This window comes from Rickettsia sibirica 246 (assembly GCF_000166935.1).
Taxonomy (GTDB): domain Bacteria; phylum Pseudomonadota; class Alphaproteobacteria; order Rickettsiales; family Rickettsiaceae; genus Rickettsia; species Rickettsia rickettsii.
Map to the genome: position 1 here is coordinate 73434 of NZ_AABW01000001.1, position 21735 is coordinate 95168.

Below are 21735 nucleotides of genomic sequence, written 5' to 3' on the forward strand. Positions count from 1 at the left end.
TATTTTTTTCACTAAATTTTGTAAAGATTTTTACTTCATCAGACCAAAATAAATTTTTAATTGAAACTTTAAAAACTTTATGTGATTTAAGGTATCTAATTTAATATGAAATTTTCATATTTATTGGTATTGCTCGCGTGGAGTCATATGTCATTCCCGCGGAAACATTGTTGCGTGGATACCTATGTCATTCCTGCTTTCGCAGGAATGACATAAGGCATAACACACGAAGCTACTTCGGAAATTATAGGCATATGTAAATTATATTTTTTTATCAAATCCAAAACTAATTTTAATGCTTCTCTTCCCTCTACTAGCTCTTTATATTCCTGTAAAAATTTCTTTTTATCGCTACTAATTCCAAGTTCATAACCAAATTTTGTATTACGTGAACCTAACGAATAACAAGTAAGCACTAAATCGCCTACTACGCCCTCTAGTAAAATATCAGAATTTTTTTGCATACCACCTAACGCTTTCGACAAAATAGCAATTTCTTTTAAGGCAGCTACTATAAGCGTTGCTCTTGCATTTTCGCCCTGCTTTCTTGCTAAATCAATCCCGCTTTTAATAGCAAAAATATTTTTTAAAGCTCCTGCTACCTGTAATGTTACAATATCGCTTGACACATTAGTAGTAAAAATTTTTGAACTTAGGTTATAAGCTATTTTATTTGCTATATCTATATCTAAACTTGCAATACTTGCCGAAGCAGGTAAATTTTTAGCAAGTTCTTTTGCTAGATTCGGACCTACAAAAAACGCTGTAGGGTTATACGGTAATAGAGTTTTTAACCTATCTGAAAATAATGCGGTAGGATTGCGGGCAAAGCCTTTTGTTGCAATTAGAAGAGTATTGTCTTTAGAAATGCTGTGAGTTTTTAATAATTTTATTGAGTCATCAAAAGCGTAAGACGGCAATGCAATAATAATTAGTTCAAAATCCTTAATTATATCTAAGTTTGTAGTAGCCTGTAAATGAGCAGGTAATTTAATATCCCCTAAATATTTTACATTAGTTTTGTTATGTAAAATTTCCTTTGCTATTGCCTCATCACGTAAAAATAAAGTAACGTTATTACAGTTTTGTGCTGCTAAAGAAGCAAGGCTAGTACCGAAACTCCCTCCCCCATACACCGCAATATTTTTAAATTTGTTCATGTGCTTATTTTTTCTTTGTCACTTACAGGTTTGTAGGTATCGTTGCTTGGCTTGTTTATGTCATTCCCACAGAAGCGGGAATGACATTGAGCGCATTTCTCGAGCTATAAAACAATACCTACTCACAATAACAATTTCACTACTCCACAGCTTTCTCAAGATTTACTATTATAACGGGTGACTTATTAATTTCTTGTTTTAAGGTTTTACGGATTGTTCCTTTTATTGCCTCGATTACTTGTTCATCCGACAATGCTTTTTTAGCCTGTTTATTTTGAATGGTAACAAGTTCTTTAATGTCGTTTTTAATGAGGTTCACTAATGCCATATCCTCTTTCGGATCAAGCAGCCCGGGCATAGACAGCATTGGGTTTGCAGCAAGTAGTCCTTTTTTATTAATGACTATTGATGCTACCACGATACCCGACTCACGCATACGTCTTCTAGCTTTGAAAATCGGAGATTCAACGGGCAGCAAATAATTACCGTCAACAGCTAAATAACCGTTTTCAACCTTTGAAATTACTTTTGCATTATTAGGTTCAAGCAGTACTACACTACCATTTTCAACCTCTACTACCTGTTTTATGCCGTTTTTCTTAGCAAGCTTAACATGTTCATGAATATGTACAGGCTCGCCGTGAACAGGTATACAAATATTCGGTCTAATTAGAGAATACATTTTTTGTAGCTCGTCAATCGATGGATGTCCTGAAACATGTACAAAATGGTCTCGCTCGGTAATAACTTCTACACCGGCTTTAACAAATATATTAAATAGCCTGAATATTTTCTTTTCATTACCCGGAATAATTTTTGAAGAAAAAATCATTGTATCCTTAGGAACAAGCTTTATAGACGGATGAGAATTACTAGCCAGTTTTGCGGTAGCAGCCATAGGCTCACCTTGACAACCGGTAGCAATTACTAATAATTCTTCTCTTCTAAATCTGCTAACATCACGTTCACTAATTAGAGGAGCAATATCGTTCAAATAGCCGCTTTCCTGCGCAGCAAGCATCATACGGTGCAAACTTCTACCGGTTAAGACTACTTTTCTACCCGCAAGCCCTGCAGCATGAATTATTGTATCAAGCCGTGCTAAATTAGATGCAAAGGTTGAAACTACTACCATTTGAGGACAACCGGCTATAATATCTACTAAACTTTTTCTAACATCCCCCTCAGAACCTGAGCTTCCTTTATTAAATACGTTAGTTGAATCACAAACAAGTGCAAGAACCCCTTCATCTCCGTAAGATTTTAAAAGCTCCTCATCGGCTTTTTTCCCAAGTATCGGATCGTTATCAAATTTCCAATCCCCCGTATGTAAAATATTACCTGCATCCGTACGGATCATAATTGCTTGCATTTCAGGAGCCGAGTGAGTCAGTGGCACCATCTCTAAGGAAAAAGGCTCTAGATTTATTTTACTACCGGGTTTTACTTCATGAATTTTTATATTTTTAGCAAAATCATATTCATTTAAACGAATTTTTAGAAAATTTGCTGTAAAAGTAGTAATATAAATAGGACATTTAAGTCTATTCCATAAATATTGGACTCCACCTAAATGATCCTCGTGAGCATGAGTTAAAATCAGACCTACTATATCTTTTTTATATCTCTCGATAAAGCTGCTATCAGCAATTATCATATCAACACCGGGTAAATAATCATCGGCAAAACCGCTACCACAATCAATCATTAACCATTGACCTTGATAATGGTAAAGATTAAGATTCATACCTATTTCATTAGATCCCCCTAGCGGTACAAATAGCAGATCATTTTTATGATTTTTTATGTTGAATGATGACATAATTTAACTTAATATTTATTTTATTATTTTATTCTTATAACTTATTATTAGTTAAGCGTCTATATATTAAAAAAGAAATTCATATAATGAATATAAATAAAATAGCATTAATTTATAACCACAATTCCAAACATTTAGCTATTATAGAGGAAATAAAAACACTCTATAATTATTGTAAAATAGAGGAAGCGGAGGTCATTATCGTAATAGGCGGGGATGGAGAATTACTACATAATATTCACCGCTATATGCATCTTAATGTACCTTTTTACGGAGTTAATTTAGGAAGCCTCGGCTTTTTAATGAATCCTTTAGATACCAAAAAATTATTACAAAATATACACGAAAGTACGGTTTCTATCCTAAATCCTCTTCTTATGCAAGTCGAAGATACGAGCGGTCAAATATATACGGCACTTGCTATTAACGAAGTATCGATATTTCGTAAAACTAATCAAGCTGCTAAATTTAGAATAGAAGTAAACGGGATAGAGAGAATGAGCGAATTAGTAGCAGACGGAGCTTTAGTTGCAACACCTGCCGGAAGTAGTGCTTATAATTTATCTGCCAGCGGTCCTATTTTACCGCTTGAGTCAAACATGTTATGCCTAACCCCTATCTGCTCGTTTAGACCGCGTAGATGGCACGGTGCTTTACTGCTTTCATCTGCTACGATTAAATTTGAAATACTTAATACAAATAAACGACCGGTAAATGCTACTGCCGACTTTCAGGAGTTTAATAATATCACAAATGTTACCGTTAAATCTACTCAGGATAAGCCTGTCAAACTGCTGTTTAATAAAAACCATACGCTGGAAGATAGAATTATTAAAGAGCAATTCGGTGGGTAATTATTAAAAAATATTAATAATTTTTTGACTAAGAATTAAACTAATGTATGATGCCTTGTTAAAAATAACTAGGCATCATATATGAAATCAAGTCTTCTATTAACTTTTCTGAAAATAACCATATTTTATGGTTACCACGTAAAGCTCCAATATTACCTTAAATACAGCTATAGAATTGTACTCAGCAATAGTTAAGGATTTTGATATAAAAAATAATTATTTAAGAACTATTGAAGAAATAAAAAATTCAAAATTAGCTTCAGAATTTGCTAATTTAGCAATTAAGAAGATAAAAGAGGTAAAAACCCCAAAAAAGCTATTGGAATGTGTATTAAAAAATACAGTTACGAAGAACTTAAAAATCATGAGTTATTTAAAGAGTATGAGATTAGTGAATATAATGCTTTAATTAATAAAAATTCTAAAGTAGAAATATTTTTTGAATACAAACCTAGCTCCAATTCTTCTAACCCTATCACTAAGATTATCAATAAATTTATCGCTAAGGAAAATATTTTTCGTTTAGCCGTAGTAGAAAAGAATATTGCATTAATGGAAGAAGTAACTAAAGATATACTTAAATCAGCACCTATAGTTTTAAATTTACTTAAAACTCAAGGAGAATGGTATCAAAAATATCTAAATTTTATTGCAGAAATTTATTTCAACCTGATATTATTAAACAATTAGCAAATATAGAAGATTTTGCTATTCTAGGCTCTTTTTCTGAAATATTGCTTGCTACCAAAAAATATGATGAAATAATAACATTACTTGCACCACGACCAGCGAATCTAGTAAACAATGAGCAAAAACAGGAAAGTAAATTCATCTATTTTTACCGTTATAATCTATCAGTAGCCTATAATAATACAGGAAAATTATCATTAGACGAAGAACAATTATTACGCATTTTAAAGGATCGACCAAACGATAGCGCTTCATCAAGCTATAGCTTATTTAATATTTATTTACTTAACGAAATGGCAACAGCAACAAAAAATTTAATCAAAAATGCTCCTACAGATATCAAAATTTTGACAGCAATGAGTTTTAATTTAGCTGAAATTGCTGAAGCTAAATTAAATCTAATTAACCAAGACAATTTATCTAAAGATAGTCAAGAACAGTTTCGATGTTTTCAATATATTGCCAAATACAATCAATATTCTGCTGCTGAGAAAATTGTGAATGAAGAAAACCTAAAGGATGAGTGAATCGAAATTAGCAACTCTATTAGTGGTGTTATATTACTATCTACAACAGCCTTATATACCAAACAATATGAATTAGCTAAACAATTTATACAAAAAATACCTAAAAATAAAATAACTCCATATCTCAGTAATATCTTCCAGGCAATAGAATTTTTATAAATCCTGAAGAATATATTAACCAAATTCATATCGAAGCTCTTGTTAGCAACCTTAATTTTGCACAAGCACAAGCTATAGAAAAAATTAATAAGATTATCACTTGTTTAATCGCAATTAAGAAATACAACTTAGCGTTAAAGAAAGTTGAGGAAATTTTACAATATGATAATAAAAATCAGGAAGCCATTGAGATTAGATAAGAATCAATGTGATAAATTTATAAATGCCTTAAAGAAAGATATAATATATAGACAACAGGGGGATAACGGCGTTAAATTTATCGGTAAAAAGTAGTTGACATTAAAATTGATGGTGACCAGCGTTTATTCACAAATATATTACATTCAAACGAACAAGGTGAATTACTGATACATTTTGATCATCAAGGAAATCATAATGATGTAATAAAATTTGCCGGCGAACATCATCTAGAATTTCATCAAGATTCACTATAACTTTAATAAAATTATTAATTTTTACTCAAAAGGTTGGCGTAGGTTAATAGCGGCAGATACGGTACCCTCGTCTAAATAATCAAGTTCACCTCCGATAGGTATACCGCTAGCAAGGCGAGAAATTTTAGCAGGATGCTCTTTTAAATATTCTGTAATAAAATAAGCAGTAGTCTGACCTTCTAAAGTAGAATTAGTAGCAATAATAACTTCTTTAATATTTTCTGCAAAACATCTTGTAAGTAGTTCAGGTAACCGAAGTATGCTAGGGTTTTGTCTACTAGCTGCCGATAAATTATGACCGAGTACATGATATAAACCTTTAAAATTACCGCTACGCTCCATTGCCCATAATTCAGCCACAGTTTCGACAATAGCAATAATTGATTTATCTCTATATTCAGAAGAACAAATACGGCACATATTTTCCGTATCCATATTACCACAAATCTCGCATTTTACTATTTTCTTATCTATCTCTACAAGATTATTAATCAGGCTTTTTAACCTTACGTCTTTATCTTGCAATAGGTAAAGCGCTATACGCCTTGCCGATCTAATACCAAGACCGGGTAATTTTGAAAAAAGATAAATTAGCTGATCTATATCATTATCATTTGTTTCATTCATAAATATACTCGTTTAATTTGAAAAATGAGCTACGTCGTATTATAAGAACTGCGGTACTCACCTATTAAGTGTATATGCTCCGCTCCTCGCCTTATATACTCCTTGCTCTTTTCCAAATTAAACTTCGTCTATTACTTAGTATTACTTAGGAGTATATTTAAGACTTAATAACGACGGTTCCGGCTATCTTATCATGTAATGCTTGTTTTTTAGAAGAAAAAAGTATGAAAAAAATACCGATAGGAAAAGTCATATACCCTAAAAATCTTTTAATTAACTGCTTTAAGGTCGGACGATTTAAGGTTACGGCATCTACGATTTTCATACGTAAAAACATTTTACTAAGCGTTGCACCTTTATAATACCAAAGCGTTATGAAATATGAGCCTATTACTAATATATTAGTAGCAAAAATTGAAATATTAAACAAAATATATTTATTAAAATTTCCTGCTTTAAGATATTCATAAAATTCCTGACTCATAACCGAGTTAAACATTTCATTGGGATTATGAAGATTAATGTTATTGCTAAGGAAGTAATCATTAAAGAACAACCATAATAAATTAAAAGAACAAAATTGTGATATTGGGATTGCTATAAAGGCAAATACTGATAAATCAAGTGCCGTAGAAAAAATTCGTGCTATAAAATCAGGATAAATAATTTGCTTTTTCATTGCCAGTTACTTTATTTTGGTGTTAGATAGTAAGGGTTATGGCAATCTCAGGATTTTGGCATGAGATTGCTTCGTCAAAACTTACAGTTTTTCCTCGCAATGACGATTAATACCCCTAATCAAAATTCAATATATTACATTCATGAATCAATTTGAAGCATATAGTTTATTATTTGTTGATAGTTTTGTCTCAAATCTTGTTATAGGTTTTCAGAATGAATTAATATTTCATTCTATGAAAATGTTCGGAGGCTATAATAGTTTAATAATGCTGTTAGTAGCTATTTGTGCTTCTCTTAGCGGTAATGCAATCAATTATATTTTTGGAAAAATAGTTTTAAATATCTTTTATGCTTCCAAAAATACACAAAATATTTTAAGACATAAAAATTTAACAAAACTATATTATAAATATGAGATATTTATAATTTTCTTAATGGCATTTGCTTTTTGGGGAAGCTTTATTTCTTTATTCTCTGGTTTTTTTAAAACAAAATTTCTAAAATTTTTAGGTATTGGTTGTGTGGCAAAAGCATGCTATTATGCCTTAGAATTGTATATATTTTAACGCATGAAAAAATTAACCAAAACTCATTCTCATAGACAACAAAAATTAGCAAGCATTATAAATGAAGTATTAATAGAAATTCTAAGGCGTGGCAAAATGCTGGATACCAGACTTTTTGATTGTCCTCTCACTATTACGAAAGTTATAGTTACTGCTGATCTCAAAATAGCTAATTGTTATTTCTTGCCTTTTAATACTAAACTAACAATAGATGAAATTATGGATGCATTAAATAATTCTAAAAATGCTATCAGAAATTTTATTACTAATAAAATAAATATGAAATTCTCGCCTGATATAAGATTTCATTACGATCACGGATTTGATAATGCTATAAAAGTGGCACACTTATTAAAAGATCTCTGAATATAAGAATCTAATAATTTATTAAAAAAATTATTATTAATAAATTGTTTTAATATTTAGGTTATTGTATCATGCCATATTTTAATCAGTAATGTTATAACTTAAATATGGCATAACAAAATAGATAACTTAAAAGAAATAAAAGGATTAACAGGTTTACGCGGGTATACTGCATTATGGGTATTCTTCTTAACACGCCACATATAATTTGGCCATGTAACTCAATTGGAATGAATATAGCAAGACTTGGCAGTCTTGGGGTTGTAATATTTTTTGTGTTATCCGGCTTTATTTTATGTTATGTATATAATACTAGATTTTATACGCATACCGTTAGTTATAAAAGTTTTTTATTTGCACGTATTGCCAGAGTTTATCCCTTACATTTATTTATGCTTTTATAATGTGTTCCTTATTCAAGCATGGGGGTTCACGGATTTAGTATCTTGGAATCAACCTTCATGTACAATACGTACGGCAATGTTTACATATTAATTATTTCCTTTTTTAATATCATTGATGCAAAGATTATCAATAATTAAGTTATTGATAATCTTGTTATTTATATCTTATGGGATAATTTCTGCTCCTTATGCTTTTCAATGGCTGCAGACCCATATTAGTAATGAAAGAGTACAATTTGCTTACGGTAAAAGCTTAATAATGTTTTTAGGTGTATTTATTTTTGGTTGTATAACATTTTTTATTACAAAATATATAAAATCTTTGAAACTTAATTATATTATTTATGATATTATTACATAATAATATAATTAAGTTTGTAGGAATTGCTGTTTTTGCTTATATTTTTATTATAATTAATGCAGAAACACTTTGGTGGCTTGCAGTTGGCTCATCCTTAATAATTATTGGAACATCTAATGATTCAGGATTAAGTACACTTATTTTCGGTAATCCAATAACATATTTTCTAGATCAAATTTCATATGCTTTATACCTTTCTGTTTTAACTACAGAATTTTTTGTAGCATATTACTGGATTTATCCAACTCCTTTATGGCTTAAATTTGCTACTTCGGTTACAATAGCTACTATGTTGCATTATACAATTGAATTACCAGCTCGCCAGTTCATTCATCAATTAAAAGTGAATAGATAGATAGGTGCTAGGGGATAAAAGCAATCATTGAAAACAATAATTATCCGTTATACTAAAAACGCTTAAAAATTAAGCTTTAGTACAACAGCCCCCTAACATAAATGGACTAAAGGCTATAATAAATGTTTTGCAATGATGGAGTTTAAACATCATTTACAAAACGATAAATATCATAATAATTAAAATAATCAAGATATTTTAGTGATTTTTTAAATTTTAAGTATAACTCAAATAAAAATAAATCCTTATTTTTATTAAATAACTTTAAAAGATTATTTTTTTATATTAATATATAAAAATAATCTTTTAATAAAAATAAATAGAAAATGTCTCCTCAAATAATAGAGTTATTAATTTTTGCCGTTATTGCCTTTTACATTATCAACAAATTAATTACGACTCTCGGTTCTACTTCAGAAGAGGAACAGACAAAGCAAAAATCTTATTTTGGCGAACCGGTTATTAAGGACGTAACTTACAGTATAGTTAAATCTAATAAAGAAGAAAAAAATATTCCAACAGCCCAAGATATTAAAGCTTTTAAAGATATAATAGTAGAACATAATATAACTGCGGTCGTAGATGGAATGGAACAAGTCCATAAACGCCTTTACTCCTTTGATCCGGTTAAATTCATAAATAATGCTAAAACTGCTTTTCAAATGATTATAGAAGCTGCTTATAAAAAAGATGCTAAAGAATTATCTGAGCTGATAGATAAAAGATACTTGGAAGAATTTGAAAAAATAACACCGTCCTATGGTGATTTTTTTGACTCATCGGCTTTAAGTGCAAAATATTCAGAAATTTACATGTTCGGTAATAACATATTTATTAAATTACTATTTCAAGGTAAAAATGTAGTTGACAAAATCGAAGATTTAAAAGAAGAATGGACATTTACACGTAATGCTAATACCAAAGAAGTTGATTGGTTTTTAAGCAATATTGAGAGAGTGTAGCAATTATATTTTATGACCTGAATGTCATTTCCGCGGAAGCGGGAATGACATCAAAAGACTATAAAACTAAATAACAAACTATTAGTAATGAGTAAAATTTTCTATATTATAGGCACTATATTAATAATAAGTGTCGGTATTTTTATGTTTCAAACGATAACGGATAACAATCAAATAATCCCCAGAAAAATTTTATTCGGTAACCCTGATAAAGCAAGGGTTTCTCTAACCCACGACGGCAAATATATTCTATATGTTGCACCGAAAGACGGTGTATTAAACATTTGGCTAGCACCCTCAGATGATATTAGTAAAGCAGAAGCCATAACCCATGATAAAGGACGCGGTATTTGGTCTTATGCTAAAGCTTATAATAATAAAAATATTTTATATACCCAAGATTTTAACGGTGATGAAAATGACCGAATTTATAGCTATAACATAGAGACAAAAGAGACAAAATTACTTACTCCTGCAAAAGGAGTTAAAGCCAAAATAGCCGGAGCAAGTCATAAGAAGCCAAATGAGATATTAATATATTTAAATGAGCGTAATCCTGAATATTTTGATATTTACAAATTAAATCTAGATACTCTAGAAAAAGAACTGATTTATAAAAATGATAGATTTACTGATTATGTAACTGATGAAAATTTAAATTTAAGATTCGGTAGCTTACTAGATAAAGACGGAGCTGTTGAATATTATGAATTAAAAGACGGAGAACCAAAGTTATTTACTAAGATATCAATGGAAGATTCTTTTAACACTTCCATACTTGGTTTTGATGCTAGCGGTGAAACTTTATATATGCTAGAGGGACGTAATCGTAATACCTCCGCACTTAAAGCTATAACACTAGCTACAGGTAGTGAAGAAATATTAGCCGAAGATGCAAAAGCTGATATCGGCTTATTTACAGTTCATCCCACAAAGCAAACGCCGCAAGCAGTATCTATAGATTATGATAGAGTCTCATATAAAATATTAGATAAAGATATTGAAGATGATATTAAATATTTGCAATCTATTGATCGCGGTGATTTAATTATTAATAGTAGGACGCTAGACGATAAAACTTGGATCGTTGCTTATATGGCTGATAATGCACCGATGAAATATTATAAATATGATAGGGCAAATAAAAAAGCTGAGTTTTTATTTACTAATCTCAAAGAACTTGAGCAATATAATCTTGCTAAGATGATACCGATAATTATCAAGTCACGTGACGGGCTTGATTTAGTTAGCTATATCACTTTTCCAAATGATGTAAAGCTCGATAAAAATAATATACCCGATAGAAAAGTACCTCTAATTTTAAATGTCCACGGCGGTCCGTGGGTACGTGATAGCTGGGGATATAATCCTGAGCATCAGTGGCTTGCAAATCGTGGTTACGCAGTTTTAAGTATAAATTACCGTGGTTCTACCGGTTTTGGGAAAGATTTCTTAAACGCCGGTAATTTAGAATATGCCGGTAAAATGCACACCGATTTAATTGATGGTGTTAACTGGGCTATTAAGAATAATATAGTTGATTCTGACAAAGTTTGTATTATGGGTGGAAGCTATGGAGGTTATGCAACGCTTGTAGGTCTTACCATGACGCCTGACGTATTTGCTTGCGGTATTGACGTTGTCGGTATGTCTAATTTATTAACTCATGTGCAATCTAAAGCTCCTTATATGACACCATTGTTAAGTATATATAAAACACGTATAGGACCTTGGGATACTGAAGAAGAAAAAGAATTTTTAAGACAAAGATCACCGATTAATTTTGTTGATAATATCAAAAAGCCTTTATTTATAGCACAAGGTGTTCACGATGTGAGAGTCGTGCAGGCAGAATCAGAACAGATTGTAAACAGCATGCAAGCAAAGCATATACCGGTAGTTTATGCACTTTACAAAGATGAAGGTCATGGATTTGCAAAAGCCGGTAATCGAATCTCATATTACGCTCTTGCCGAGCAGTTTTTAGCTAAGGTTTTAAAAGGAAGAGCGGAACATATAGGAGATGACTTAAAGAATGCTAATCTCATTCTGAATGATAAAGAAAAAATTAGCGGTACAGAGGCAGAAAAGATTATAGATACGGCCGTTGGGAATTAAGAAGACACTGTCATACCGTGACTTGGTGTCACCCCGTGGCTTGCCCATGGGATCTAGTTAAAAATACTAATAATTTTAGTATTTTTTATTGTTTTTTAGATTCCTGCTTTCGCAGGAAAATGACACAGAAGAGCGACAATGACATTAAGTAAGTTTGAGTACTATCATGCTACTTACAAATACTGAAAATTCTTACGGCTTAATTGCAAAACTTTTTCACTGGATCATGAGCATTATAGTTATAGTAATGCTCATTGTCGGTGTCTTAATGGATAATTTCTTAGAACTTCCTTTAAAATGGCAATTATACGGGATACATGAAGCAACCGGTATAGTTGTTTTATCTTTAGTAATAATAAGGCTTTTATGGAAATTCTATAATGCTAATGTTTTGCTACCGGAAGATATGCCGAATTGGCAAAAAAAGCCGCTAATATTAATATACATAGCTTTTAATGTTATTAATGCCGATAAGTGGCTTTCTAATCACTATTTTATCAAACCATCATATTGATTTTTATGGTTTGTTTACTATAAATTCTTTTGCTCCAGATTTACAATTTGCCAAAATCTTTAAAAAAATCTATAAAAATGCTGCTTATTTACTGCTTTAATTATTTTGATATACTAGCTGCATTATATCATCACTTTATTAGGAAGATAACGTATTCAAAGAGGATAGTGAATAAGTAACCTCATTATAAACTTATTGACATATAATAAATTGTGTTTTATATACAAAGTAAGATCAGATAACTTACTATATTAGTATTATGACTAAAAGTGCCAGAGTAGTAATCTCATCGAAACAGGTAGTTATACCTAAATATATAAGAAATAAACTTGGTTTACATTCAGGCTCTGAGTTAATAATTAACTACAAAAAAAATGAAACATTAGAATTGCTTCCCATAAAAAAAGATATCTATAGCTTTTTTGGTAAAGGTAAACATAAAGCTAAAAGCGGTCCGGTGGATGTAGATGAAGCTATTAGTATTGCGGTTATCGAAAATGATAGGAATTGACACTAATATCTTAACTCGTACTTTTCTTGAAGATGATGAAATACAAGGTAAAGCAACTCAAAATTTCTTAAACAATAACATCGCTAATAAGATTTTTATTGCATCATATGCATTACTTGAATTTGTATGGGTGCTAAAAGTAAATAAATTTACTCGCCAGGAAATTTATGAAACAGTAATTAACCTTATTGATAATTCCGGCTTTATCATTGGGCATCAAGACATAATAATATCAGCTACTGAGAAATATATTAAAGGTAAAGCAGACTTTGCCGATTATATAATTATTGCAGAAGGAGAAGTCAATAGTGCTAATAAGTTTATCACTTTTGATAAAGACCTAGTAAGAGAAGTTAAAAATGCATCTTATCCATAAAAATTAATAGCAATTTAAATAAATTATTTAAAATGAATATTCATGAATATCAAGCAAAAGAGATTTTAAGAAAATACGGCGTACCTACTTCCACCGGGCTAGTTGTTACGAAAACCGAAAAGATTAATGAAACCATAGATAAATTAAATACGGAAGTATATGTGGTTAAAGCACAAATACATGCCGGCGGTAGAGGTAAAGCAGGCGGTGTTAAGGTTGTTAAGAGTAAAGAAGAAGCCAAAAAAGTTGCTCATGACATGTTTGGTATTAATTTAGTAACGCATCAAACAGGACCTCAAGGACAAAAAGTAAACCGTCTTTATATCGAATCAGGTTGTGATATTTTAAAAGAATATTATTTTAGTATAGTATTTGATAGATTGGCTAGCTGTATTACTTTTATAGCTTCTACAGAAGGAGGAGTTGATATTGAAGCAGTAGCAGAAAAAACTCCGGACAAAATTATTAAATTTTCCGTTGATCCTGCAACCGGTTTACAAGATTTTCATATGCGAGGCATAGCTTATGAGTTAGGCTTTAAGGATAACCAAGCTAAACAGATGAAAGAAATAGTAAAATCAGTCTATAATGCTTTTATTGAAACCGATGCAGCACAAATTGAAATCAACCCATTAATTGTAAATAGCGACGGGAACTTATTAGCTTTAGATGCAAAAATTACTTTTGACGATAACGGCTTATTTCGGCATCCGAATATTACGGCAATGCGTGATCATGATGAAGAAGATCCTCTAGAAACTAGAGCAGCAAATGCAGGACTTAGCTATGTAAAAATGGACGGTAATATCGGTTGTATGGTTAACGGTGCTGGTCTTGCCATGGCCACTATGGATATTATTAAACTTTACGGTGCTTCGCCTGCTAATTTCTTGGATGTCGGTGGTGGAGCTGATCGTGAGCGTGTAAAAGAAGCTTTAAAAATAATTTTATCTGATAAAGAAGTACAAGGGATTCTAGTTAATATTTTCGGCGGTATCATGCGTTGTGATATTATAGCAGAAGGGATTATTGCCGCTGCAAAAGACATAGGTATAAAAGTACCGTTAGTAGTTCGTTTAGCCGGCACAAACGTTGAAAAAGGCAAAGAAATTTTATCAAATTCCGGTTTAGCAATAATACCGGCACATGATTTAGCAGATGCGGCAAATAAAATAGTTGAAGCGATACGGTAGATAACCGTCATGAGCTATACAGGCATTGACCTTGTTGTATAGCTCGAAAAACCAGTTCAGTGTCATACCGTGGCTTGACCACAGTATTCATAAAAAAATTAAAAAAGGACTGGATCACGCGATCAAGTCGCAGGATGACATCAAAGTAAAATAAAAACAATAAACATTATTTAACATGGCAATATTAATAAATAAAAAAACACAAGTTATCTGTCAGGGTTTTACTGGTTTACAAGGAACTTTTCACTCTGAACAAGCGATAGCGTACGGCACTAACATGGTTGGCGGTGTTACACCCGGCAAAGGCGGTCATACTCACCTTGATTTACCTGTATATAATACCGTACATGAAGCAAAAGCAAAAACCGGTGCAAATGCAAGCGTTATATATGTTCCGCCCGGCTTTGCCGCTGATTCAATATTAGAAGCAATCGATGCCGAAATTGAAGTAGTAGTATGTATAACGGAAGGAATTCCGGTGCTTGATATGGTGAAAGTAAAACGTGCTTTAGCCGGTTCTAAAACTAGATTAATCGGTCCTAACTGCCCTGGAGTTATCACACCGGGTGAATGTAAAATCGGTATTATGCCTGGGCATATTCATAAAAGAGGAACAATAGGTATTGTTTCAAGATCAGGTACTCTAACTTATGAAGCAGTAGCACAGACAACAGCAGTAGGACTTGGACAATCTACGTGTGTCGGTATAGGCGGCGATCCTGTTAACGGCACTAATTTTGTTGATTGTATTGAGATGTTTTTGAAAGATGATGAAACAAAAGCAATTATTATGATCGGTGAAATTGGCGGTAATGCAGAAGAAGATGCAGCTGAGTTTATCAAGCAGTCAAAAATCAAGAAACCTATAGTAAGCTTTATTGCAGGTATTACAGCACCTCCAGGTAAAAGAATGGGACATGCCGGAGCCATTATTGTCGGAAGAACAGGAAGTGCCGAAGATAAGCTTGAAGCTCTACAAAGTGCCGGCGTAATTATCACTAGATCCCCTGCCGATATCGGTAAAACTATGTTAGATTTACTAAATAAAGGCTAAAGTTATTCAAGAGCAATTGCTGTCATTCCTACTAGGCCTTGTTGCGTGGAGACTGAAGGTCGTCATTGCGAGGAAATTACGTAACTAATTGACGAAGCAATTTTAGGATGCTTGACAAGATTGCCACGTCGCTTCGCTCCTCGCAATGATGATTTGGTATCCATGCAACAATGCTTTCACGGGAATAACATAAAAAGCATTTACTGGTCTACGCAACAATTCTTAAGAACTCTTAATGACCCCTAATTTCTTTAACTATATTTAGTAATTGTGGGAAATCTATTAACCCAGGTATTAATTTTGAATCGATTATATACGCAGGTACTCCTTGAATTCTAAGACTTCTAGCTATTTTCATATTTTGAGTAATTAAATCTTTAATCTCATTACTATAGGCAATTTCTTCAATTTCCGTAGCATTTAAGCCATTCTCAGTTAATAATTCTTTTATAGATTCCTTAGAAACATCTCTTATTTTTATTAATTCATCATGAATAGCTTTGAATTTACTTGGATTAACCTTATAAACGGCTAAAACTATTCTTGCAAGATATTCGGAAACATCTCCAAGGATAGGAAGCGGTCGTAATACAACTTTAACTTTTGGATCGTTTTGCAATAATTCATTTATAGAAACATCGCCTTTTTTACAATAAGAACAATTGTAATCATAAAAAGCAATTATTGTTACATCACCGTCTTTATTTCCTATAACAGGAAAACTTGTGCTATCTTCAATACTTAACTTATTATCTTTTATATAGTTATTAACTTTAGTCTCATTTTCCTGTACTTTACGTTTTTGCAACCCTTCTATTGATTCTATTATTATTTCCGGAGTTTTAAGCAAATAATCTTTGATTATTTCTTGTACTCTTTCCTCTTCACATTTTCTTGCATCTTCGCTTTGTTTAACCTCAACGGAAACCAGATTTGTAGAATAAGTTTTCATTGTTTTGAAAACAAATAAAACTCCTATTATAACTATAAATATAACCAATATTTTACCTATAATATGCTGCATAAATACCTTTTTTAAAAATTTTATATCTTCCTAAAGTCTAAGTAATTCTATATGTCATTCCCGCGAAAGCGGGAATGACATAAAACGAGCTATGTAACAAAGCCGGCTTGTCATCCGGTGTAGCAAAGTCCATTACTTCTGTCTTATTAATCTGCTCTGATCTCTTTTCCAGTCTTTTTCTTTAATTGACTCTCTTTTATCATGTAATTTCTTACCTTTAGCAATACCAAGTTCAACTTTCACTTTATTTTTTTTATTAAAATACATAGAAAGAGCTACTAGCGTATAGCCTTTTATTCTAATTCTACCGATAATTTTCTTTATCTCTTTAGTATGCAACAATAATTTACGCGGTCTACGAGTAGCATGATTAAATCTATTCGCTTTTTCATATTCTGCAATATGGCAGTTATACAAAAATACCTCATGTCCGGTATCTGCCGCATGACTTTCTTCTATAGAAGCTTTGCCCTGACGCAGAGACCGTACTTCACTACCCTTTAATACAATACCCGCTTCTAATCTTTCTTCAATAAAATAATTAAAAAGGGCTTTCTTATTTTGTGCAATAACTTTCTTATATTCAGTCATATTTTTATAGATAGTGATGTTATGATGTTTTCAATTTGTTTTTTGGCACTATCGCTTGCTTCAGTTAATGGGGGTCTAATTTCATTTTCACATAAACCTAAATAATGTGCAGCATATTTTATCGGAATCGGATTAGATTCTACAAATAATGCTGTATATAAAGGTAGTAATTTCTGATGGATTTCTAATGCTCCTTTAGTATCATTCTTATTCCATTTTTCTAATAGCTCTTTACATATATTAGGAACAATATTAGAGGCTACAGAAGTCCACCCCACCCCACCTTGAGCGTTAAAAGCTAAGACTACTTCATCATTACCGGTTAAAATATTGAAATCCTTTTTAACTGTTGCTCTGATCCGCAATGGACGTTCTAAATCTACACCACAATCTTTTAATGCTAAAATACGCGGTAGCTTGCTAAGTCTCAATATTGTCTCGTCAGAAAAATCTACTCCGCTTCTAGTTGGAGCTGAATATAACATAATAGGTAGATTACACGCTTCATGCAATGCTTCAAAATGCTTATAAATCCCGTGTTGGGTAGGTTTGACATAAGATGGTGGACTAGCCATAAAACCATCTACGCCGATTTTTGTAGATTCCGCTGCAAGTGCTCTTGCATAAGTAGTATTATTTGATGAACAGCCGCTTATTATAGGAATACACTTATTAACGATTTCTACGCTAGTTTGCAGTAATAATTTATATTCTTCAAAGCTTAAACTACTACTTTCTCCCGTTGAGCCTGCAATTAATACTGCATCGACTTCATGCTTTATTTGATGTTTTACAATTCTCTCTAAAGCATATAAGTCTAACTTATTATCTTTAAAAGGTGTTATAAGTGCGGTAATTAAACCTTTAAATATGTTATGCATGATTTTTTTGATTTTAATTGTTTAGCTTATTAAATCGTCATTGCGAGAAGAATTACGGAGTAATTCGACGAAGCAATCTCAGGAGTTTGTTATTATTTCATGAGATTGCCACGCAGTCTACGACTGCTCGCAATGACGACTCGGTATCCATACACAGGCAATACCGCCTAGCAATGACGTTTCTTCTACTCCCTAACAACACGCCTATACTCTTCTTTCAAACGATCTGCAATTTTATGATCATCAAAAATAATCTTTTTATTGCCAAGATCTATAGAATCAATATTTTGTACCTCAATTGCCGTGCCTGTAACAAAACATCCGGTAAAATCTTCTATTTGCTCTAATTTTAAACGCTCTTCTTTTACTTCTAGACCTAAATCTTTTGCAATTTCAATAATAGTCTGTCTTGTTATACCGTTTAAAAACCTATCGGCAATTGGAGTATATAATATTTTATCTTTAACAAAGAAAATATTTGTTGTAGTGCATTCAGCAATATACCCTTCATAATCAAGTAATAATGCATCCTCATAGCCAAGAACCTTAGCTTCTTTTTTACTCGTTATGGCCATATTATATTGAGCGGCGGATTTAGATTGTACCGGGGTGCTATCAGGCATTGCTTTACGCCAGCGGCTTACATGCAAATTTATACCTTTCTCAAAAGACCTCGGCATAGATGGAATACCGGCAATCAAAAGATTAGTAGATAAATACTGATTAGTGATATTTAGCGACTCGTCTCCGCACCAAATAAGCGGTCTTATATATGCATCCTTAATATTATTTTGTTTTATTACACGTTCATGAGCCTTTATTATCTCGTCTACATTATAAGGTACTTTCAAACCTAATGCTTCTGCTGATTTCATTAATCTTGCCGTATGTTCTTTTAGTTTAAAAACTTTGCCGTTATAAGCTCTCTCACCCTCAAATACCGATCCTGAATAATGCAGGCTATGAGTCAAAACATGAATCCTTGCAAATTGATAAGGCACTAAATCACCGTTAATCCAAACATGCCAAAAAATTTGCTCTAGTTTTACCATTGTCATTAACCTATATTTATATTAAAGTATTGTCAATCGTCATGAGCTATACGGCCGTAGTTCTTATGTCATTCCTGCGAAAGCGGGAATCCAGTAGTATTTAACGTCATCCCGCGACTTGATCGCAGGATCTCAGAACACAGCCTGCGACATAAGATCCCGTGGTCAAGCCACGGGATGACAATAGTGAAATACAATTTTTTTAAATTAAACGAGTATACATGCATACATACAAAGCACATATTTTAATCGTTGATGATGATAGCAGAATATTAGCACTTTTAAAGCAATTTTTAAATAAAAACGCGTTTTTAGTATCAACGGCAAGCTCAGTCATAGAAGCTAAGAATCTATTAAAAACTTCTAATTATGATTTAATTATTTTAGATGTTATGTTACCTGAAATAACAGGGCTTGATTTTGCTACTACTATAAGGGATGCCGGTAATAATATTCCTATAGTTATGCTTACTGCTTTATCGGAAGCTGATGACCGTGTTAAAGGACTTGAAGCCGGTGCCTCTGATTATATAACTAAACCTTTTGAACCGAGAGAATTATTACTTCGGATAAATAACTTAATCAATAATTATAATAACTTAAAAGAAACGAATATAATTAAATTCGGCAATAATTTTTATAATTCCGATACAAAAGAATTTACCAAGAATAATCAAATTGTATCTCTTAGCTCTACTGAACAAAAATTACTTGAGATATTAATAAAAAATTCCGGTAAATCTACTAGTCGTTTTGAACTGTCAAAAATAATGGGAGGGCTTAGTATGCGTTCTATCGATGTACAAATTACAAGAATAAGAAGCAAAATAGAAGACAACCCAAAAGAGCCGAAATATTTAAAAACTGTGCGTAATGAGGGCTATGCACTTTATATCTAAATTATTACAGCATATTTCAAAGAGCTTCAGACAAGATGAATTTAAAAGCGAGCCTACACATCGTATAAAAATACGTGAGCACAGACGAATCTTGAAAAATTCGCTTGTATCAAGCTCTTTGAAATATGCTTTACCAAGAACATTATTTGTACGGTTTATGTTTATTATAATCATTCCGATTTTAATAGGACAAATCGTTGCTATATTTTTGTTTTACGATCGTCATTGGTATAATGTTTCATATTATACTAGTACTATTATTATCAATGAAATAGAATCATTGATTAAAGAACATAGAAATAATTCAAGAAAGATAACCCATTTATCAGAAAATTATCTTAATTTATCTTATCAGTTTCAGCTTAATAAAAAGTTATCTATAAAACAGCCTAAATTAGGTGAACCTTTAACTATATTCAAAAATATTTTAGCTACAAAAATCCATGAAAAAAATATAGTTAAACTAAATAAGGAAAATAAAATTGAAGTATTTTTAGAATTAAAAGATGGAGTATTATATATTACTTTTCCTGCAAAGTTACTACTTAATCCTACAGTATATATATTTGTTTTATGGATTATATCTTTAACTGTTATATTACTTTCTGTTTCTATTATTTTCTCCAAAAATCAAATTAAATCAATACTCACTCTTGCGGATAGCATGGATAAATTTGGTCGAGGTGTTTTAAAAGGGAAAAATTTTAAACCTTCAGGAGCCTTAGAAATAAGAAAAGCAGGGCTTGCTTTTTTAAAAATGAAAGCTCGTATTGAAAAACAAATTACTAAAAAAACCACTATGCTTGCTATGATTTCTCATGACCTGAGAACTCCTTTAACAAGAATGAAGCTACAACTTGAATTGATGGAAGAAAGCGAAGAAATCGAAGGGTTAAAACAAGATATATTAACTATGCAGCAAATGATAAATTCTTATTTAGATTTTGCTAAAGGTGAAAGTACAGAAGAATTTGAAGACATTTTATTATTACCTTGGATGGAACGTTTTTTTAACAAATGGTCACATGTAAATATTGAATTTATAAAATCTACTAATTTAGATAAACTAGAAGTATGCATTAAGCCGCATTCTTTTGAAAGAGCCTTGTCTAATTTAATCGGTAACGCTATAAAATATGGAACTAAAATTAAGATATCCTCAAAAGATAATTCATCTACCGTAGCTATAATTATTGAGGATAACGGTCCCGGTATAGATGATACGGAAACACACCTTGTATTTAAACCGTTTTATAGATCGGATAAAGCAAGACAGCTTGATAATGCAAGTAACGTAGGGCTTGGGCTTGCTATTACTAAAGAAATAATAAACGATCATAAAGGCTCTATTTATTTAGAAGATAGCAAGGATTTAGGCGGGCTATCGGTAAGAATCGAAATACCTAAAATATGACTACCGATGTCATTCCCGTGTAGATGCCAAGTCGTCATTACAAGGATAGGCAAAGCCGAGGGCGTGACAATCTCAGAAATTTTATATTGTTTCATGAGATTGCCACGCTCCTTGCAGTC

25 protein-coding genes are annotated in these 21735 nt (G+C 31.9%); 17 read left to right on the forward strand and 8 right to left on the reverse strand.

Going from position 1 to position 21735, the window contains the following annotated elements; genetic code table 11:
* Positions 1 to 182 precede the first annotated feature (182 nt).
* Positions 183 to 1160, reverse strand: coding sequence for an NAD(P)H-dependent glycerol-3-phosphate dehydrogenase (locus RSIB_RS05205; RefSeq protein ID WP_004995729.1), 978 nt, complete (start codon positions 1158 to 1160; stop codon positions 183 to 185).
* Positions 1161 to 1299: 139 nt separating this feature from the next.
* Complete coding sequence (locus RSIB_RS05200; protein WP_004995730.1) at positions 1300 to 2982, reverse strand: ribonuclease J; 1683 nt, start codon at positions 2980 to 2982, stop codon at positions 1300 to 1302.
* An 86-nt stretch (positions 2983 to 3068) separates the two neighbouring features.
* On the opposite strand from RSIB_RS05200, the gene RSIB_RS05195 reads away from it, so the two are divergent.
* From RSIB_RS05195 to RSIB_RS08945, 3 genes are all read left to right on the forward strand, one after another.
* Positions 3069 to 3836, forward strand: a complete 768-nt coding sequence (locus RSIB_RS05195) for an NAD kinase (protein ID WP_004995731.1) — start codon at positions 3069 to 3071, stop codon at positions 3834 to 3836.
* A gap of 324 nt (positions 3837 to 4160) precedes the next feature.
* Entirely contained in the window at positions 4161 to 4526 is a 366-nt protein-coding gene (locus RSIB_RS05190) for a hypothetical protein (protein WP_004995733.1), read from the forward strand.
* A complete protein-coding gene (locus RSIB_RS08945; RefSeq protein ID WP_004995734.1) occupies positions 4460 to 5053 on the forward strand; it encodes a hypothetical protein in 594 nt (197 codons plus the stop codon). Before RSIB_RS05190 ends, RSIB_RS08945 begins: the two co-directional genes overlap by 67 nt.
* Before the next feature lie 635 nt (positions 5054 to 5688).
* Here RSIB_RS08945 and recR read toward each other — a convergent pair.
* On the reverse strand, positions 5689 to 6294 hold the full coding sequence (recR, locus tag RSIB_RS05180) for a recombination mediator RecR (RefSeq protein WP_004995735.1): 606 nt from the start codon (positions 6292 to 6294) through the stop codon (positions 5689 to 5691).
* 157 nt (positions 6295 to 6451) lie between these two features.
* On the reverse strand, positions 6452 to 6973 hold the full coding sequence (locus RSIB_RS05175) for an RDD family protein (protein WP_004995736.1): 522 nt from the start codon (positions 6971 to 6973) through the stop codon (positions 6452 to 6454).
* A 142-nt stretch (positions 6974 to 7115) separates the two neighbouring features.
* Between RSIB_RS05175 and RSIB_RS05170 the strand changes: the two genes are divergently transcribed.
* From RSIB_RS05170 to sucD, 12 genes are all read left to right on the forward strand, one after another.
* Positions 7116 to 7541 carry a YqaA family protein gene (locus RSIB_RS05170; RefSeq protein ID WP_004995737.1) on the forward strand — a complete coding sequence of 142 codons (426 nt, stop codon included), beginning with the start codon at positions 7116 to 7118 and terminating at the stop codon, positions 7539 to 7541.
* Between the two features lie 3 nt (positions 7542 to 7544).
* Positions 7545 to 7907, forward strand: a complete 363-nt coding sequence (gene rbfA, locus RSIB_RS05165; protein WP_004995738.1) for a 30S ribosome-binding factor RbfA — start codon at positions 7545 to 7547, stop codon at positions 7905 to 7907.
* Positions 7908 to 8083: 176 nt separating this feature from the next.
* A complete protein-coding gene (locus RSIB_RS10340) occupies positions 8084 to 8311 on the forward strand; it encodes an acyltransferase family protein (protein WP_012719693.1) in 228 nt (75 codons plus the stop codon).
* Between the two features lie 344 nt (positions 8312 to 8655).
* A complete protein-coding gene (locus RSIB_RS06785) occupies positions 8656 to 9027 on the forward strand; it encodes a hypothetical protein (protein WP_004995739.1) in 372 nt (123 codons plus the stop codon).
* Positions 9028 to 9353: 326 nt separating this feature from the next.
* Positions 9354 to 9989, forward strand: a complete 636-nt coding sequence (locus RSIB_RS05160; protein ID WP_004995740.1) for a Tim44 domain-containing protein — start codon at positions 9354 to 9356, stop codon at positions 9987 to 9989.
* A gap of 87 nt (positions 9990 to 10076) precedes the next feature.
* On the forward strand, positions 10077 to 12107 hold the full coding sequence (locus RSIB_RS05155) for a S9 family peptidase (protein WP_004995742.1): 2031 nt from the start codon (positions 10077 to 10079) through the stop codon (positions 12105 to 12107).
* Between the two features lie 166 nt (positions 12108 to 12273).
* The gene (locus RSIB_RS05150; RefSeq protein ID WP_004995743.1) at positions 12274 to 12621 is read left to right on the forward strand and encodes a cytochrome b; all 348 of its coding nucleotides are present in this window, start codon (positions 12274 to 12276) and stop codon (positions 12619 to 12621) included.
* Complete coding sequence (locus tag RSIB_RS09545) at positions 12563 to 12721, forward strand: hypothetical protein (protein WP_016770139.1); 159 nt, start codon at positions 12563 to 12565, stop codon at positions 12719 to 12721. The genes RSIB_RS05150 and RSIB_RS09545 overlap by 59 nt, the downstream gene beginning before the upstream one ends.
* A gap of 159 nt (positions 12722 to 12880) precedes the next feature.
* Positions 12881 to 13132 carry an AbrB/MazE/SpoVT family DNA-binding domain-containing protein gene (locus tag RSIB_RS05145; protein WP_004995744.1) on the forward strand — a complete coding sequence of 84 codons (252 nt, stop codon included), beginning with the start codon at positions 12881 to 12883 and terminating at the stop codon, positions 13130 to 13132.
* Positions 13119 to 13508: a PIN domain-containing protein gene (locus RSIB_RS05140; protein WP_004995745.1), complete on the forward strand. Its 390-nt coding sequence runs from the start codon at positions 13119 to 13121 to the stop codon at positions 13506 to 13508. Before RSIB_RS05145 ends, RSIB_RS05140 begins: the two co-directional genes overlap by 14 nt.
* Before the next feature lie 32 nt (positions 13509 to 13540).
* Positions 13541 to 14701, forward strand: a complete 1161-nt coding sequence (sucC, locus tag RSIB_RS05135) for an ADP-forming succinate--CoA ligase subunit beta (protein WP_004995746.1) — start codon at positions 13541 to 13543, stop codon at positions 14699 to 14701.
* A 175-nt stretch (positions 14702 to 14876) separates the two neighbouring features.
* Positions 14877 to 15755: a succinate--CoA ligase subunit alpha gene (sucD, locus tag RSIB_RS05130; RefSeq protein WP_004995747.1), complete on the forward strand. Its 879-nt coding sequence runs from the start codon at positions 14877 to 14879 to the stop codon at positions 15753 to 15755.
* Positions 15756 to 15987: 232 nt separating this feature from the next.
* Here sucD and RSIB_RS05125 read toward each other — a convergent pair whose 3' ends face one another.
* The 4 genes from RSIB_RS05125 to RSIB_RS05110 all read right to left on the reverse strand — a co-directional run bounded on the left by RSIB_RS05125 (position 15988) and on the right by RSIB_RS05110 (position 19309).
* Positions 15988 to 16779: a DsbA family protein gene (locus RSIB_RS05125; protein WP_004995748.1), complete on the reverse strand. Its 792-nt coding sequence runs from the start codon at positions 16777 to 16779 to the stop codon at positions 15988 to 15990.
* A 132-nt stretch (positions 16780 to 16911) separates the two neighbouring features.
* Complete coding sequence (gene smpB, locus RSIB_RS05120; RefSeq protein WP_004995749.1) at positions 16912 to 17370, reverse strand: SsrA-binding protein SmpB; 459 nt, start codon at positions 17368 to 17370, stop codon at positions 16912 to 16914.
* On the reverse strand, positions 17367 to 18251 hold the full coding sequence (dapA, locus tag RSIB_RS05115) for a 4-hydroxy-tetrahydrodipicolinate synthase (RefSeq protein ID WP_004995750.1): 885 nt from the start codon (positions 18249 to 18251) through the stop codon (positions 17367 to 17369). The genes smpB and dapA overlap by 4 nt, the downstream gene beginning before the upstream one ends.
* A gap of 185 nt (positions 18252 to 18436) precedes the next feature.
* Positions 18437 to 19309 (reverse strand): branched-chain amino acid transaminase, encoded by an 873-nt coding sequence (locus tag RSIB_RS05110; protein ID WP_004995751.1) that lies wholly within the window; start codon positions 19307 to 19309, stop codon positions 18437 to 18439.
* A 215-nt stretch (positions 19310 to 19524) separates the two neighbouring features.
* Between RSIB_RS05110 and RSIB_RS05105 the strand changes: the two genes are divergently transcribed.
* Entirely contained in the window at positions 19525 to 20202 is a 678-nt protein-coding gene (locus RSIB_RS05105; RefSeq protein ID WP_004995752.1) for a response regulator transcription factor, read from the forward strand.
* Positions 20186 to 21616: a palindromic element RPE3 domain-containing protein gene (locus RSIB_RS05100; RefSeq protein ID WP_004995754.1), complete on the forward strand. Its 1431-nt coding sequence runs from the start codon at positions 20186 to 20188 to the stop codon at positions 21614 to 21616. The genes RSIB_RS05105 and RSIB_RS05100 overlap by 17 nt, the downstream gene beginning before the upstream one ends.
* The last annotated feature ends 119 nt before the right edge of the window (positions 21617 to 21735 follow it).